The sequence below is a fragment of the Candidatus Bathyarchaeota archaeon genome, assembly GCA_026014805.1.
Classification (GTDB): domain Archaea; phylum Thermoproteota; class Bathyarchaeia; order Bathyarchaeales; family SOJC01; genus JAGLZW01.
Map to the genome: position 1 here is coordinate 39,273 of JAOZHR010000026.1, position 16,431 is coordinate 55,703.

Sequence of the window (16,431 nt, forward strand, 5' to 3'; positions counted from 1 at the left end):
GAGGGTGTTTCTTTTAATGATGTATTTATAATTTCTGGAACTTTCTTCTATGAGCCTTTTTTTATTGTCTTTATATTGTTTGCAACGTTTTTCACAATACTCTTCTGCGGGCGCATTATGAAAGCACTTTAGAAGGGAATTTTTAGGTCGGTTCTGCAAGCAAAAAAGGGGGAAGTTGCGGGAGATATCTCCACTCTAAGTGGGAATAAATCTATTTCCTCATTGTGCACGCTCATAAAATTGAATAGTCAGTTTTGCCTATTTCAAGTTATGGCAGAGCCTAGATCTTATGTGAAACCTCCCAAAAGCCAGATGCCGCTGATTCAAGGCTTTAAAGACTATGTAGAGAAACATTTTGGAAGTTTTAGCTTTGGCGAATTACGTTATGTGCTCCCTGGAACTCCAATTTACGACTCGATAGTTGAGATGGAGCGTACCCTTGGAAAGCTTCAAGAAGGGGAGGAGTTGGGGGGTTGCTGTGGAAGATTGCCAACGGGTGAGGCAATCATCTATTTGGTCAACAAACATAAACGAGGACACAAGCTACCTTCTTACGGTTTACTGTATGAGATGATTCATCTAGCGAAGCTTGACTTAAGCGCAGGGGAAGTTGAGAAAGAAACATCTAAACATTTCAATTCAGCCCTAGAGCATGCACGCATTTTTGCTTATAACACCACACATAAACACAAGAAATCTTATCCAAAATGAAAACTAACACATGCTTTCTCCCGTTAACCCAGCAAAAACATTTAGGATTAGTAGACTCGATAGGAATAGCGGATGAGAACATGAGTAACTTCGAACTTTACGTTTCACACTCTCCCATCTTCAGTGGATGCCAAACACCATTTGAGCAAGCTGATTACATAGTCGTCGGTGTTCCATTTGACGTAACCAGCACGTACAGAACAGGCGCAAGGTTCGCACCTCTCGCCATACGAGAAGCATCACTAAATATCGAAACCTACAGCTTCCGCTCAAACCTTGACGCAGAAGACTTGAGGATCAACGACTTGGGCGACCTCCACATCAGCAACAATGTAGAAAAAACCTTGAAACGCCTCGAAGACACCGTAAGAGATTTGGTAGAATCCAAGAAAACGCCTATACTCATTGGTGGAGAGCACACCCTCACCTTAGGCGCAATGCGCGGTGTAAGTGGCAGAAACACAGCGGTGATAAGCCTTGACGCCCATTTAGATCTACGCGACAAGTATATGGACTTAACCACAAGTCACACAACCTTTATGCGAAGGCTCAACGAACAGGTAAAACCAGACAAGATTGTAGAAGTGGGCACGAGAGCTGTCTGTAAAGAAGAATTGAGTTACGCAAGGGACGCTGGAATACAATACTTTACAACGAAACAGATATGGGAAAACGGGTTGGAAACAACGGTCAAAGCCATAAAAAAAGCTGTGGAAAACTGTAAAAGAACCTATTTGACAATAGACATGGACGTGCTTGACCCCGCCTTTGCACCAGCAGTGCAAAACCCAGAGCCAGATGGACTATCTATCCACGCTCTCTTAGACCTCATTTGCAGCTTCTGCGACAGCTGTACAGTTGGTATAGATTTGGTAGAAGTGACACCGCCTTACGATAATGGGGTTACAGCAATTCAAGCCGCGAAAATACTTTTTGAAGCCCTCTGCCAAACTGAAAGAGCACGGAAACGCTAACCGTATTTTGCAAGTTTTGCGATGAAAAAACCATTACATTCATGAATATGTGGATACAGGCGTTGGCTACTGGTTTGACCTCGAAGTCCTGGTAATCCTATTCGAGGTTTGGTTTCTGCCAGCGTGAACTCGGGGTTCAACTTTAAAAATCGCTCAATCAAAATCTCGTTTTCTTCAACAGTTATGCTGCACGTTGAGTAGACTAGGCTACCGCCTTCCTTCACGAGATTAGCGCAATTGTTTAGCATTTTCCACTGAATTGCCGCCATATTCTTTATTGACCGTTTAGAAAGCCGCCACTTAGCCGAGGGTGTCCGACTGAACGCTCCAGTGCTGGTACAAGGCGGATCCAAAACAACAAGGTCAGCCTTAACATCGTGGATAGGCAAGGGATTACACGCATCCCAAACAGCGGGCTGGGCGTTCTTTACTCCCATCCTCTTGATTCCACGCTCCCAAACTTTCATTCTCCGCTTGGAATAATCTACTGAGTAAATCATGCCTTGATTTTCCATTAACTGAGCTAGATATGTGGTTTTTGCGCCAGGTGCAGCACAGACATCCAACAAGGTCATACCAGCTTCGGGGGCAGCCACCTCTGCAGCCAGGCAACTTGCCTTGTCTTGAATATAGAATAGACCGTCGCTAAAGCTGGCGGTTCTCACTAGAGGCTTTTTCTTCTTAACAACCTTATACGTGTGTAGCAATCCCTGCACTCTTTCTAGAGTTATTCCTTCGGCACCTATTTTTTTCAGCAACTCTTCTTCGTCCGGCATCTTTAGAGTGTTGACACGAATGTAGATGGGCGTGCTCGAAATTGTGCTCTCGAAATATCGCAATGCTTCGTGGCGACCAAACAATTTGAAACAGTATTTCACAAACCAATACGGCTGAAATGTTTGCAGAGACACCTTTTCCGCATCGTTTAAGCCTTTCAAAACCTCTTTTGGCTCCAAACTAAGCAAGGGGCCCAAAACCTCCTCAGCGCTCTTTAGCCTTCGCCACCCTAGAATAGAACGACCGACCTTAGCTATGTTTGCTGCTTTTTCGTAACTGGCACTTCCTTTAATTTTTATTTCGTATGCGTAGAGACGCAAAAAGGCACGGACGCCAAGAGGAAAATCGTTAATGGAGTTTGGTTTTAAGATGGTGTTGATCATTTGATCGATAAAGTTTTGTCTTCTAACAGTTTCAAGCACCAGTTTGTGCGCTAGACCTATTACGCTTTGATCTTGAACACCTAGCTGTTTTGACGCCTTGGTTAGTGCGAGTCTTCCACTTGACCTTCTTAATTCAACCCAGCATAAGGCTTCAACAGCTAATGCCCAAGCATCACGCAGCAACTTCACACACACACAGCAATTTGATGCAACAGACGATTTATTAAAACCTTGAGATGCATATACAGTGCATGAGACCGGAAACGATGGCGAAACAAAAGGGACTAGAAGAATTCTTGCAACCCGTCCCTACAGCTTTAGAAGAGAAGAGAGAAGAATCAACCAGGCAGACAGTAGCGCCTAAAGAAGAGAAAACGGCGACAGAAACGGTTCTGAAAAAAAAGGATCCTAATCAACTTCCACCTTCATACTTCGTTTCCGCCTCTTACGACGGCAAAAGGGGTGCCGGCTGCATCAAGCTGTATGAACCAAAGACTGAAAGCATCTACCTTTGGCACGACACTACTGGGCATAAACCATACCTTCTCACAAACCTGTCCCCTTACGAATTAGACCAGCTGGAAGGCGTAAAGAATCATCCAGGTTTCGACCACTTTGATACAGTGGAGAAGTTTAACGCACTTCTCGACAAGACTGTAACGCTGACGAAAGTGGTGGCGAAAGATCCGCTAGCGATTGGAGGTAGACCGAGAGGATGCTTGCGCGAGATTATCCCCGAAGAACACGCGAAAATCGCAGAGCCTGAGCAGTCTGAGGCAAAAGTTTGGGAGGCGGCGATTAAGTATTATCAATGCTACATCTACGACCGCAACTTAGTGCCAGGCATGCCTTACACCGTTGAAAACCGAGAACTCGTACCTGCAAAGATGGATGCTGCAGAAAGCGCCGTGAAAAAAATTAAAGCTCTATTTGGTGGCGAAACAGCAGAGGAGAGGGAACATATTGAGCGGTGGGCACGCCTGCTGGAGTATCCAGCGCCATCATTCAGACGGGTCGCTTTAGACATCGAAGTTTTCTCACCTGTGGCTACACGTGTACCTGACCCTCGCGAAGCGCCATATGAAGTTATCTGCGCTTCTATGATAACTACGGATGGCAATGACCAAGTTTTGTTGTTGAAAAGAAAAGACGTGAGAGAAGGTGTGGAAAAACTGCCTTCCGCCACAAAAGTGGAGTTTTTTGAACGTGAAGAGGATTTGCTCCGGGCTATTTTCAAGATCTTGTGGGATTATCCCTTTGTCATTACTTTCAACGGCGATGACTTTGATTTGCGGTATTTGGCGCACAGAGCGGAGAAGTTAGGTATGTCGAGAAATGAAGTTCCTATTGAGGTGCGTCGTCGCGTCTGTTTGCTGAAGAACGGTGTCCACATTGATTTGTACAAGTTTTTCTACAACCGTTCCATCCAGATTTACGCTTTCAGCAACAAGTATCGCGACGTAAGGCTTGATGATGTAGGTAAGGCTCTGGTTGGCTTATCGAAAATTGGGTTGGACAAGCATTTCGCTGATTTAAGCTATTTTGAATTAGCGCGTTATTGTCTGCGAGATGCAGAGATTACTTTCAAGTTAACGAGCTTTAACGGCGACCTCACGATGCAGTTGATTTTGGTGCTTGCCCGAATCAGCAAGATGCCTATGGAAGACGTTAGCAGGCAAGGAGTGTCCCGTTGGATTAGGAACTTCATGTATTTTGAACATCGTAGGCGAGGTATGCTAATTCCTAACACAGAGGATATTCTGGCTTTGAAAGGAAAGACGGCTACAACCGCCATTATCAAGGGCAAAAAATACAAAGGTGCAATTGTGGTTGAACCGGTACCCGGAGTTCATTTTAACGTGGCAGTGATGGATTTTCCAAGTCTATACCCATCTATTATTAAGGTTTGGAATTTAGGCTACCAAACAATACTTTGTCCTCATGAAGAATGTAAAGAAAACATTGTGCCTGATACTCCACATTGGGTTTGTCGCAAGAAAAAGGCTTTGGAGAGCTTGCTCATCGGTTCGTTGAGAGATTTAAGGGTGATGTGGTATAAACCAAAGGCGAAGGACAAAACGTTGTCAGCCGATGTTCGGAACTGGTACAATGTTATTCAGAGAGCTTTGAAAGTTATTTTGAATGCAAGTTATGGCGTGTTTGGTGCAGAGTCCTTTGACTTGTACTGTCCGCCCGTTGCGGAGGCAACTGCTGCAATTGGGCGGCATTCTATAACGGTGATAGTTGATAAGGCGAGAGGGCTAGGCATTGAGGTTCTTTATGGTGACACGGATAGTGTATTCTTGAAGAATCCTTCCAAGGCACAAATCAGGGAGCTAGCGGAATGGTCTGAGAAGGAGTTGACGATGGGATTGGACGTTGACAAGGTTTATCGCTATGCCGTTTTTAGTTCTCGCAAAAAGAATTATTTAGGTGTTCTTGAGGATGGCAGTGTCGATGTTAAGGGTTTGACAGGAAAAAAGAAGCACATTCCCACATTTATCAAAGATGCTTTTAACGAGATGAAAGGAAGGCTTGGGAAGGTCGGGTCTTCCGCCGAATTTGAAGCGGCTAAGAGGGACATTAAGAAAATCGTTTTGGACCGTTATTCAAGGCTAAAAAGAAGGAAATGGACCCATTTAGATGATTTGGCGTTTCATATGGTGCTTGGAGATGCACCTGAACGTTATGTAAAGACTACACCTCAACACGTGATGGCAGCGAGAATTCTAAAGGATAAAGAAATCGAGATGAAAGCTGGGGACCGTATAAGTTTTATAAAGATAAAACCTAGGGAAATCGTTGTTAGAGGAAAAAAACAATTAGTTAGTGTAATGCCGCTACAGTTTGCAGCAGATAGCGAAGTTGACGTGGACAAATACGTTGCCTATTTACAATCCACCTTTGACCAAGTATTAGATGCGCTAGGATTGGAATTCGACGAAATTATCGGACTGACTAAACTCGAAAGATTTATGTAACATCTATATGCTCAAAAATGACCAAAGATATTAGATCTATTGGAGACATATTTTGGGTCAGACAAAATCTAAGAGAGCTTAGGAGCACCGCACACACCGAAAGCCACACTCGTATTTGAAACTTGTTAGGCTCATGTATAGACGACCCAGTCAAATTAAGAACCTGCTCAGCGCTTCCTCCGCTTTAGATACTGCACCAACTCAGATGCCTCTCTAGCCGTCTCCACAGTCCTCAGCCGCCTTGCCTTAACCAACCACACCCTAACCCCGCAATAGGGGCACCTCCGACTCTTCTTCTCACCATTAGCCACCAACAAATTTCCACAACTACAACAAACCACAATCAAATACATAGACGAAACCTGCGAAAACTTTTTCCACACAAATAAGTATTTAACACATAACCATAAAAAGACCAAGGTGAAATGAGCATTAATACAATCACCCTCAACGAACTCGCGGCAAAATACCTCCGCAAAAAAGGCTACAAAATAGAACAAAACATCATACTAGAAGGCGCATCCGGCGTATCTCACAAATTCAACCTCCTAATAACCAAATCAAACGAAAAACGCGTAGTCCAAATACTCAACTGGAAACGCACAGTCGGCGTCAACATAGTCATAAACTTCGACAAAGCATCAGAAGACGTCGGCGTTAAAAAACCCATAGTAATCTCAGAAAAATTCAGCAGCCACGCAAAAGCCTACGCAAACCGAAAAGGTGTAACACTTTTAACCAAACAAAAACTAAACAAATACTAAAACGAAGCTAGGAACTCGTCAAGGCGCCCCTCCAACTCCAACTTTGTTAACCAATCTACAACGCCAACACCACATCTCCTACGCCCATCAACAACGCAAATTATTTCATCAACTACCTCCTCAACCGTTTTATCTGAAACATCAACTTCACAAACCTTTTCTTCGCCATAGGCCTTCACAGCGTCAAATAGGCAAACATCCAAAATTTCAGCTGCAACATTCTCAGCAACCTTACTCTCCTTAAAACCTCGTTCCTTCAAAACCTCCCATAACTTGTCGGGGTTACGTCTCAAAACAAAAGCCAAGAAAGCATCATCAACCCCTATTACATCCATAGCAAAATGACCATCAACAATAATATAGCCTACAGATTGCTGAATAATCTCGCTGACTCGCCTAGAAAGCTCCTTTAAATCAACAATCAAAGTCCCACGTTTCTCATCCAAGCCACAGCTCAAACTTTCCTTCCTGACTAGACCACTCAAGTTGACGTGTATACCGCTTAGGCGAGAGGCTAACATACTAGAAACAGAAGACTTGCCAACGCCAGGCGTACCAACGACTACCAAAACGCGTTTCATCTTATTCTCCAAGTACACATAAAATGTCGCTTCTGACTAAAATGCTCCACGCTCAAATAAGAAGCAGAGAAGGAAAATGTTTCCTAGTACCGTGTCATATGAACAGCGTTATATCTGCTTCGGCAGCAATTTCAAGAAAGGTTGCAGCACCGGCAATTTCGTCTACTTCAGAAATCAAGTCTTCCCTCTTTACTCCAAACATTTCCATACTTGGACTGCAAGCATATATCTTAAACAAACCAGATTGCTTCAAACGCTTGAGCATTTCATAAGGCGTAGGATACTTCATCCTCTCCAAGTTCCTCCTCATTTTCTCCTCTAAATGCTTATACGTTGCCGGCAAACACGCTTTTTCCATGGCTCCTTTCACAAGCATGTTCAAACCCCAGAAAGTAAAGTACAAATGTGCCTCCATATCCATTGCTACAGCTGTAGACGCCAAGATAAAAGTGCAATAAAGCTTATCTAAAGTACCAGCTTGAACAACGATAGCTAATCTTTTCCTGTCGCTTTTGTCCATAACAAGACCCCTTTTTATATTTCGCACATTTAGAGAGTAAACTATAAGACGGTATTAAACTCTCCGAAATAATACAAAATCACTTCTCGAAAATAGGGAAACGGAGAAAAACTCAAAAGTCCAACAACAAAACTGTAATAGGGCAAACCTACAGCTTACATCTCAACGTTACAGTTGAGAATCTCGGCAATACTTTAGAAGTCTTTAACATAACAGCCTACGCTAATGCAAAAGCTATTCAAACGAAAAACATCACTTTGGCAAGTGAAAGCTTCACAACCATTAACTTCACTTGGGACACAACAGGCTGGATGAAAGGCAACTATACAATCAGCGCAAACGCAACTGTAGTACAAGGTTAGACAAACACAACGGACAACACTTTAGTTGATGGTTGGGTCTTTGTGACTATTCTTGGCGACGTTAATGGAGATCGAGACGTGGACATCTTTGACATCGTTCTCATGGCGGGGATCTATGGCATGACAGAGAAAGACCAACAATTCATAGCGAACTGTGACATCGATGGCGACGGAGACATAGACATTTTCGACGTGGTTATTGCAGCAGGGAATTACGGACAAAATTGGTAATACAGTCGCATCACGTATTCCGCGTCTGAGAATTGACTGTCCTCATTCACCAACAAATAGAACCTTCTTTCAGAAATGATAATAGTGTTTAAGGCATATTGTATTTGGGGAGAAAGTGTGAAAGGAGTAGTTTCGTCGCTCATACTGACTTTGCTGATTTGCAATGCCATGTTGGCAATTGGTTTTCAATCGAATAAGGCTTCTGAGGCTGTTTATGTCAACGCTGAGAGAAGGGCTGACTCATTTAGGAACCCAACGCAACGCGATAGAGACACGTACACCTTTGTGGACAAAACTCACGATCCAGTTTGGATTGAAAGAGACAATCTACACGCGACCCGAGGAATTTGGAATAGAGATGAGCAGCAGGAAGCCCAGAAAAAATGTTGGGTAAACTACTTCGACAACACCGAAAATGGGAGTTGGGTATTCACCGGTGACAGCCCTTACTTGCATAATGACACAGACGGTTACATAACGTCCATGGGAGCGGGCAACTGCTCATGGTTCCAATTCCAAGATACAAGCCTGACAACCCTGCAAACTGTGTATCTAATGATTGAATGGAAAACTCGCCACATAATGTCCACCGAAGAAACCAAGCTTTACTTGGACAATGGTACATCCTATGTAGATTTAGGGTCTTTCAATCTAACCTTGGAGTACAGGTGGACGAAAATCAACATAACCAGCACACTAGATACAATTTCAAAAGTCAACGATGCGAAACTGAAAATTGTATCGCTTTCTGCTGGTTTTTATCTTGTTGCTGTGCGTAGAGCATACTTGAGAATCTATAACGGTCCAGTCCCACTGCAGACGGGCACAGCGACGTATGGTAAAGTAGGTGGTCAAGTAATGTTGTCTGTGAAATGGACCGACCCTGACGGATTGAGCGGTTACGCTTTGTACCATAACGCAAGCGGAAACTGGATTGCCCAAACAGGCGCCTTAGAAGGAATAGAAGCTTGGAGTAATCACACGATAACACTGCAAAATGATGCGGCTTCTGTTTTGGGTTACAGATTTTGGGCGAACGACACAGACAACAATTGGGAACCGGCGGAGGTTTTGTTTGTTTACCCTGTGAAGAACTTCAGTCCTGACCTACTGCAATATTTAGAGGACATTAGCGGTTCGCCAATAGCACATAGTTATGGCAGAAAAGATTTTTATGACAGCGTAACTGGAAGATTCTGGAAGTTCTATAGCGACGGAACAAACATCAAGTACTCATCAACCGAAGATGGACAAACGTGGAACTCTTCGCAAACAATAAGGATCGGCGATAGTGGCTTTCAGTTTTACGTTCATGGCTTCAACGGAACAATACACTATTTATACAACTCTGAAAGGACAAGCGACAACATATATTATCGAAGGGGAGTCTTAAATTCTAATGGCGCAATAACTTGGAGCGCGTCAGAACAAGTTGCGGTTGATGCTGGTACATCACAAAGATTTTATGCTTGCTCGGTCGTTACAGACACGGACGGTTATCCATACCTTGTTTTCGGCAATCGAACAGACCCAAATTCAAAGACACTAAACTTAGTCAAAAGTAACCATAACAATGGAACTTGGCAGACGGCAAGCGGGTTTCCAAAGCAAATCAACGAAAACCCAGACGACGATTTAGTATCTGGAGTTGCCTTAAGCTTGCCGGATAACAAAATCTACATAATTTACTGTAGTGCAGGAAACGAGGAGCCACCTATGGGAAGACTATGGCAAAACCCTACTTTAGGACCTTTAGAAAACGCCTCAGACTACACAATGTCAAGCAATTACCATTTCAGCGCTGTCTCCGACAGTTATGGACACGTCCACATTGTTTATCGGAGAACAAACAATAGGGTTGAATATAGTTTCCGCAACTACACAACAGAAGCGTGGGAGACTAAAGACGAGTTTGTTACGTCTCACCTAACAAGCGAATCTCTAAGCAGTGCTGTTTATTCGTGGCCAGTGATATGTTGGAACCCAGATTTAGAAGAAATCTACGTGCATTGGTGGACATTGGAAGACAAGAGTGCTTGGCTAAAGATAAGGAACTCTACTGCATGGGAGCAGAGACGAAGAATCATAAGGTTAAACAGAAATATCACATTGATTGACGGCGATGTTATAGTACCACAATCGCATCAAAACAAAATTTTACTCAATTTCGTAGGACAGAACGTGGTAGACGAACAAAAGGCGATTTGGGCTTACTTATACACCAACAAACCTCCCATGGCAAGTTTTACTGAATCCGCAGAAACAGTCTACACCGGGGAAATCATCGCCTTTAATGCGAGCGAGAGTTTTGACCCGGATGGAACAATTGTTTATTACTTCTGGAACTTCGGTGACGAAACAAACGCTACCGGAGTAATTACGGAACACGCGTATGCTGACGACGGCAACTACACAGTCACTTTGACCGTTACTGATGACGATGAAGAAACTGACTCTGCCCTCGCCATTAAGACTGTCTTAAACCGTCCTCCTCTTGCCTTGTTCACCGAGTCTGCTGAAACTGTTTACACCGACGAATTTATCACTTTCAACGCGACTGAGAGCTATGACCCTGACGGTGTTATAGTTTCATATCTCTGGAATTTCGGCGATGGCAGCAACGCTACAGAAGCCGTGATAGAACACGCTTATGCTGACAACGCCAACTACACAGTAACACTTAGGGTAACGGATGACGATGAAGCAACAACCACAGTTGCTTCAACTAAAATAGTTCTGAATAGACCTCCAGTCGCCATTTTCACGGAATCAGCTGAGAGTGTGCTCACGGGCGAGATTATCCATTTTAATGCCTCAGACAGTTACGATCCAGATGGTTTCATTGCTCTCTACTTTTGGGGTTTTGGTGACGACGCCAATGCTACTGGAGTAACAGTTGACCTTGCTTACATTGATATTGGTAATTACACAGTTACCTTGACGGTTACTGATAATGATGGAACAACACACGTGGCAATGTCAACTAAAATAGTTTTACGCCGCGATATAGCTGTCTTGACTGTTGTACCCTGCAAGACAATAGTTGGAATAGGATTTAACATCAGCATAGACCTTACGATTGAAAATCAAGGCAACTTCACAGAGAACTTCAACGTAACTGTTTACGCCAACTCCATCGTAATTGGAATACTACAAGTAACATTAAACGCGGGAAACAACCAAACCTTAGCATTCACGTGGGACACAACAGGCCTTGTTTACAGCAACTACACTATAAGCGCCACGGCAGACACCGTTCCAGGCGAAATCGACACGACTGACAACACAATGGTTGATGGCTGGGTCCTTGTAACTATTCCTGGCGATGTTGATGGAGACCGAGACGTAGACATCTACGATATCGTCCGTATGGCTGGCATCTATGGCGTATCAAAACCAAACCCACAATACGACCCCAACTGCGACATAGACGGCGACGGAGACATAGATATTTTTGATATAGTGGCTGCATCTGGAAACTACGGAGAAAGTTGGTAGCTATGATATCACGCTTTCCCTTTTGCCCTCGAGCACATGGTAATGATAGAAGACTCTTTCGCAAGCTTTATCTGTGACCTAAACTCACGTTCTAAAAACATGAAAACAAGGGGCACTTCTAGAATTTGACAAACATAAAGCGCAAAGTTTTTCGCATACGAACTTTGAGAATAATCAGTCAGTTTGCCTTCATTATACTTCTCAATGCTGCCTTATTCGGCTTCGAACCCTTACTGCTTCTCCTGCCAATTCTACAAAGCTTAGGAAACCCGCTAAAAACTGTGGGAGATGCCTTTGCAGCGATGCAGTACATGCTTTGGGAACCCGCTTTTCCATGGCTTCCTCTTGCCTCCTTTCTTATAGTCGCAGTGCTCTTGGGTAGAACGCTATGTAGCTGGGCTTGCCCATTTGGCTTTATTCAAGACATACTTGGCTTTGTAAAAAGAAAACACATGGAAATTTCACCTAGGACGCATCAAGACATGATTTACTTCAAATATATAATTCTTGGAGCAGTTTTGTTTATTAGCATAACAGTATCAGTCACCTCAGTGATGGGAATAGGTGGAAGCTACAAAGATGCTCTGGGAGTTTTTGCCCAAGCACCCTTTAACGCGTTGAGCCCCCATGACACGTTGTTTGCAACGCTACCCACCGTAGCGCTCAAAGCATTTCATGCAGAGCCACCGTTCCAAGACATCTTGGGGGGGATAGGCGCTCTTTCGCCATTGTTTTGGACTCGCTTGTTCATATTGGCGATTGTTTTGGCTTTAGCAGTCTATACTCCCAGGAGTTGGTGTCGATACTTCTGTCCAGTAGGAGCCATGATGGCTTTGCTAAATCGTTTCAGTTTTCTAGGGTTAAAAAGAGATGTAGTACACTGCACAAAGGAAAGTTGCCGCAGCTGCGTGGAAGCATGCCCCATGAAAGTTCCGATTCTCGATTTGCCATGGGAAAAGTTCACCCATCCCGAATGCACATACTGCCTTGAATGCGTAGATGCATGCGAAACAAAAGCATTAAAACCAAAATTCCCCTAAAAAACGTTGCTAGCTCGGTTAAATCATATTTTTGTAGAATTAAAAACTTATATACGAGTTTGTTTTTGATGCCTTTGTTAAATTTCACTCTAAGGTGACATGTTTTGACTTCAATAAAAGAAGTGCCGACAGATAAAATAACTCGTTTTGAACGCGTGGGAGCCCATACCCACATCAAAGGTCTAGGATTGGACAAGAAGGGTAACGCCATAAAAATTAAAGATGGAATGGTTGGTCAAGAAAGAGCACGTGAAGCCGCAGGGTTAGTTGTTAGAATGATCAAAGATGGTAAACTAAGCGGCAAAACAATCATACTGGCTGGCCCTCCGGGAACAGGCAAGACAGCCATCGCCATAGCGATTTCCAAAGAACTTGGTAAAAATGTTCCTTTTATTCAGATGAGCGGTAGCGAAGTCTATAGTAGCGAACGCAAAAAAACTGAAGTTTTGATGGAAGCCATACGCAAGTGCATTGGTGTTGAAATTCACGAAATGAGAAAAGTGTACGAAGGCGAAATTGTCGACATCAACATTTCAACCGCACCACATCCTTACAATCCCTATCAGAAAGTTCCAGAGAGCGTCCGCTTAACATTGAAAACGACAGATGAAGAGAAATCCATCGAAGCAGGTGCTTCAATAACCCAGCAGTTGATTCAACAAAACATCTCAGAAGGCCATGTTGTCCAAATTGATGCAGAGAGTGGACGAGTAGCCAGTTTAGGATTAAGCGTGGACAGTGCAAAAGGCAAAACTTACGATGTCGACACCAGACAGAAAGTTCCGAGACCCGCTGGCGAAGTTTTAAAAGAGAAAGAGTTTGTCTACACACCAACGCTTACGAATTTGGACGAACTCAACGCTAGAAGTCGTTCAGGCGGCTTGTTTTCTACGTTTTTCGCAGGCGCTGAATCGAAGGAAATAGATTCAGAAATTCGTGTAGCTGTTGATCAACAGGTGAAAGATTGGGTGGACAAGGGCAAAGCGTTCATTCACCCTGGTGTGCTCTTCATTGACGATTCCCATCTGTTGGATTTGGAAGCGTTTAGCTTTCTCGGTAGAGCTATGGAAAGTGAACTTGTTCCGATAATAATACTTGCCACAAATAGGGGAATGGCACGCATTCGCGGGACGGACGTTAAAAGCCCACTTGGATTTCCGATAGATCTCATCGACCGAGCTGTGATCATTGGAACACAGCAGTACGACCCAGAGAGCATTCAAGGAATCCTTCGAATAATATGCGGAGAAGAGAAGATAGAGATGGAAGACGATGCAATTCGGAAACTTACAGAAGTTGGGTCGAAGAGCTCGCTTCGATACGCTGCGGGGCTTCTAAGTTTGGCAGCTCAAAGCGCCAAAACTGCAAGTCGAGATAGAGTAACTGTCGAAGATATAGATAGGGTTGACAAGCTGTTCATGGACATTGGAAAGGCAGCAGAGTATTTGAAGCGATATGAAGAGAAGATGATGACACATTAAAAAGAGGCAGCGGACTGAAGAAGAAATCTTGATTAGGGAGAAACAAGACTTTAATTCAGGCGTTCCTTTTTCATAAAGAGGATGTTGAAAGTATGGCTGAAAGAAAACAAAGAAAGAATCTACCCGACCTTTTGGACTTGGACAAACCTGAACACTTCATATTAACGGAACCTAAACCAATAGAAATCGCTTCAGCCTATTCCATCTCCGTCAAGTACGACAAGAACGGCAGACCATTAATATATGTCAAGAAATATGGCGATGTTGACACAAAAGGGCTAAGGAGAGAGATTGAACGAAATTATCCCGGTGCTTCCATTCAAGGTTTGGAAAAACCACAATTGATTGAAATAGAGGATAAGCAGAAGAAAAATCCTAGGAAACCTCGCGTTAAACACAGCAAAAAAAGATAGGACATATTTTTAGAAGAGTTCTCGCCCGAAATTCGGCGTCCTGACGTGAGATTAAGGCTTAGTGCGTCAATCCTTTTTATAGTTTTCACTTTTACAAACGTAAAGCGACGTTTCGAAGAGTCTAACATGTCAAAGACAAAGAATGGATAATTCACGTTTACTGCGACATTTTTAATAAACTCGCATCATAATTATTTGATGTGAAATCGATGTCTAAAAAGAAAGAAGCGGCACTCCATCCACCGCCACCACCAAAAAGACCTGAAAGAAAAGAAAATCTGCGATGGCCTTCACCAACTCCTTTACCCAATTTTCCAACAGAAAATGCAGGACGCATATTGAAGCAAATTCTGAACCGACTGGACGCTATCGAAAAACGCCTAGAAAACATTGAAAAAATAATGACGAAAAGTCAGCAAGCCACCTGAAATATCAAGAAGCGTTCTCTAAGAGACAGTTTCTAGGCTGCAAAATATGCCTCGAGTCTTCCAACATAGTTGCTTTTCTTTACGACTTGGTCGATTAGCAATCTCACAAAACGGGCATTCTGCGTATCCACTAACGCGCTCGAAAAACTTGGTAGAATCATTGCCAAAGTTAGCTGCACAATGCGTGCCCCTCATAATGGCTTGTCTGGTTCGTCTCTAGAGAGGAGACTTCCAACGTCACAAGGTTGAGTCAACCTAGTCGCTTCTATTATACTTGAAATGTTCGTACCCTCGCGCCTCTATTTTGATCAGCTTGCCCCCGTGCTTGACAAGTAATGTTTTTTTTGCTGTGGTTTTTCCGATCTTCAAGAGGGTACCTCCTTGTTGCACAACCGCTTCTTTAGTTCTTCTCCAATGTTCTGGTTTAATGGTGACAATCAACTCGTATTCTTCGCCGCCGTAGAAACCCAACTCCATAGGGTCAAGGCTATGCAGCTTAGCAAATCGGTACGTTTCCTGAGCGATGGGTGGGGCATCGACTACGAACCCAACGTTGCTGGCGCTGCTGATTTCGTGGAGACTCCATGCTAATCCGTCGCTTGAATCTATAGACGCTGTAGTCGCACCTGTTTTCGCTAAAGCCAAGCCTTCTTTGAGCCGTGCGTAAGGCATTAAAACAGCGTCCACAAGCTTCTTCTTGATCTTCTGTGGTGCGGCGAGTTTTTCTTTCAATATTTTAAGACCAGAGGATGTTAAACCGAACAAACCTGTTGTCGCTACAATATCTTCGGGGTGTGCGCCACTTCGCAAGATGAGAGCTCTTTTTTTTGCCAATCCGAAAGCTGCAACGCTGATTATAAGATCATGTGTTTCGCTTGTGTCCCCGCCTAAAACATAAGCGTCATATTCTCTTACGCCTGCATTCAATCCTTTTCCAATCTGCTCGATGTCTTGCTTTGTTAGATTTCGCGGGATGCCTAAAGACACGAGGAGTCCTAAAGGTTTTACGCCTTTTGCAGCAAGGTCGCTGACGTTCATGACGACTGCCTTGCGGGCTGCCTGCCAATAACTCATACAGGGCGGGACGTCGGTTTTGCCTACAAGCATGTCCGTTTTCAGAACTACAAGATTATCATCGCCGTATTCGATGGCTGATACGTCGTCGCCGAAAGGCACTGACATGATTGGAGCTTTGTCTAAATGCTTCCATATGGTTTCGATTATTTTACGTTCACCAAGCCTATCTGCTGTGTTCAATTTGACACCCTTCTCTTGTAGAGGAATTGT

Annotated in this window: 14 protein-coding genes; 10 read left to right on the top strand and 4 right to left on the bottom strand. The window is 43.7% G+C overall.

Translation table 11 applies throughout. The features are described from left to right. Positions 1–291 precede the first annotated feature (291 nt). Entirely contained in the window at positions 292–711 is a 420-nt protein-coding gene (locus NWE91_07010) for a hypothetical protein (GenBank protein MCW3986139.1), read from the top strand. An 80-nt stretch (positions 712–791) separates the two neighbouring features. Beyond that, positions 792–1,685: an agmatinase gene (gene speB, locus NWE91_07015; protein MCW3986140.1), complete on the top strand. Its 894-nt coding sequence runs from the start codon at positions 792–794 to the stop codon at positions 1,683–1,685. On the opposite strand, the gene NWE91_07020 is transcribed toward speB, so the two are convergent. Then, positions 1,682–3,034: a methyltransferase domain-containing protein gene (locus tag NWE91_07020; GenBank protein MCW3986141.1), complete on the bottom strand. Its 1,353-nt coding sequence runs from the start codon at positions 3,032–3,034 to the stop codon at positions 1,682–1,684. The genes speB and NWE91_07020 overlap by 4 nt on opposite strands. Positions 3,035–3,111: 77 nt before the next feature. Between NWE91_07020 and NWE91_07025 the strand changes: the two genes are divergently transcribed. Together NWE91_07025 and NWE91_07030 are read left to right on the top strand one after the other, a co-directional pair. Then, complete coding sequence (locus tag NWE91_07025; GenBank protein MCW3986142.1) at positions 3,112–5,826, top strand: DNA-directed DNA polymerase I; 2,715 nt, start codon at positions 3,112–3,114, stop codon at positions 5,824–5,826. A 425-nt stretch (positions 5,827–6,251) separates the two neighbouring features. Beyond that, positions 6,252–6,590 carry a restriction endonuclease gene (locus tag NWE91_07030; GenBank protein ID MCW3986143.1) on the top strand — a complete coding sequence of 113 codons (339 nt, stop codon included), beginning with the start codon at positions 6,252–6,254 and terminating at the stop codon, positions 6,588–6,590. On the opposite strand, the gene NWE91_07035 is transcribed toward NWE91_07030, so the two are convergent. Beyond that, on the bottom strand, positions 6,587–7,171 hold the full coding sequence (locus NWE91_07035; GenBank protein ID MCW3986144.1) for an adenylate kinase family protein: 585 nt from the start codon (positions 7,169–7,171) through the stop codon (positions 6,587–6,589). The genes NWE91_07030 and NWE91_07035 overlap by 4 nt on opposite strands. A 94-nt stretch (positions 7,172–7,265) precedes the next feature. After that, positions 7,266–7,691 (bottom strand): DsrE/DsrF/DrsH-like family protein, encoded by a 426-nt coding sequence (locus NWE91_07040; GenBank protein MCW3986145.1) that lies wholly within the window; start codon positions 7,689–7,691, stop codon positions 7,266–7,268. A gap of 404 nt (positions 7,692–8,095) precedes the next feature. Here NWE91_07040 and NWE91_07045 point away from each other — a divergent pair, with 404 nt between their 5' ends. The 6 genes from NWE91_07045 to NWE91_07070 all read left to right on the top strand — a co-directional run bounded on the left by NWE91_07045 (position 8,096) and on the right by NWE91_07070 (position 15,144). After that, positions 8,096–8,284 carry a dockerin type I domain-containing protein gene (locus NWE91_07045; protein MCW3986146.1) on the top strand — a complete coding sequence of 63 codons (189 nt, stop codon included), beginning with the start codon at positions 8,096–8,098 and terminating at the stop codon, positions 8,282–8,284. Between the two features lie 117 nt (positions 8,285–8,401). Then, positions 8,402–11,782: a PKD domain-containing protein gene (locus tag NWE91_07050; protein MCW3986147.1), complete on the top strand. Its 3,381-nt coding sequence runs from the start codon at positions 8,402–8,404 to the stop codon at positions 11,780–11,782. A gap of 125 nt (positions 11,783–11,907) precedes the next feature. Beyond that, positions 11,908–12,822 (top strand): 4Fe-4S binding protein, encoded by a 915-nt coding sequence (locus NWE91_07055; GenBank protein ID MCW3986148.1) that lies wholly within the window; start codon positions 11,908–11,910, stop codon positions 12,820–12,822. Between the two features lie 104 nt (positions 12,823–12,926). Continuing rightward, entirely contained in the window at positions 12,927–14,303 is a 1,377-nt protein-coding gene (locus NWE91_07060; GenBank protein MCW3986149.1) for a RuvB-like domain-containing protein, read from the top strand. Between the two features lie 92 nt (positions 14,304–14,395). Beyond that, the gene (locus tag NWE91_07065) at positions 14,396–14,716 is read left to right on the top strand and encodes a hypothetical protein (protein MCW3986150.1); all 321 of its coding nucleotides are present in this window, start codon (positions 14,396–14,398) and stop codon (positions 14,714–14,716) included. Positions 14,717–14,925: 209 nt separating this feature from the next. Then, complete coding sequence (locus tag NWE91_07070; GenBank protein ID MCW3986151.1) at positions 14,926–15,144, top strand: hypothetical protein; 219 nt, start codon at positions 14,926–14,928, stop codon at positions 15,142–15,144. Positions 15,145–15,399: 255 nt separating this feature from the next. On the opposite strand, the gene thiL is transcribed toward NWE91_07070, so the two are convergent. Then, positions 15,400–16,401: a thiamine-phosphate kinase gene (thiL, locus tag NWE91_07075; GenBank protein MCW3986152.1), complete on the bottom strand. Its 1,002-nt coding sequence runs from the start codon at positions 16,399–16,401 to the stop codon at positions 15,400–15,402. Positions 16,402–16,431: the final 30 nt, after the last annotated feature.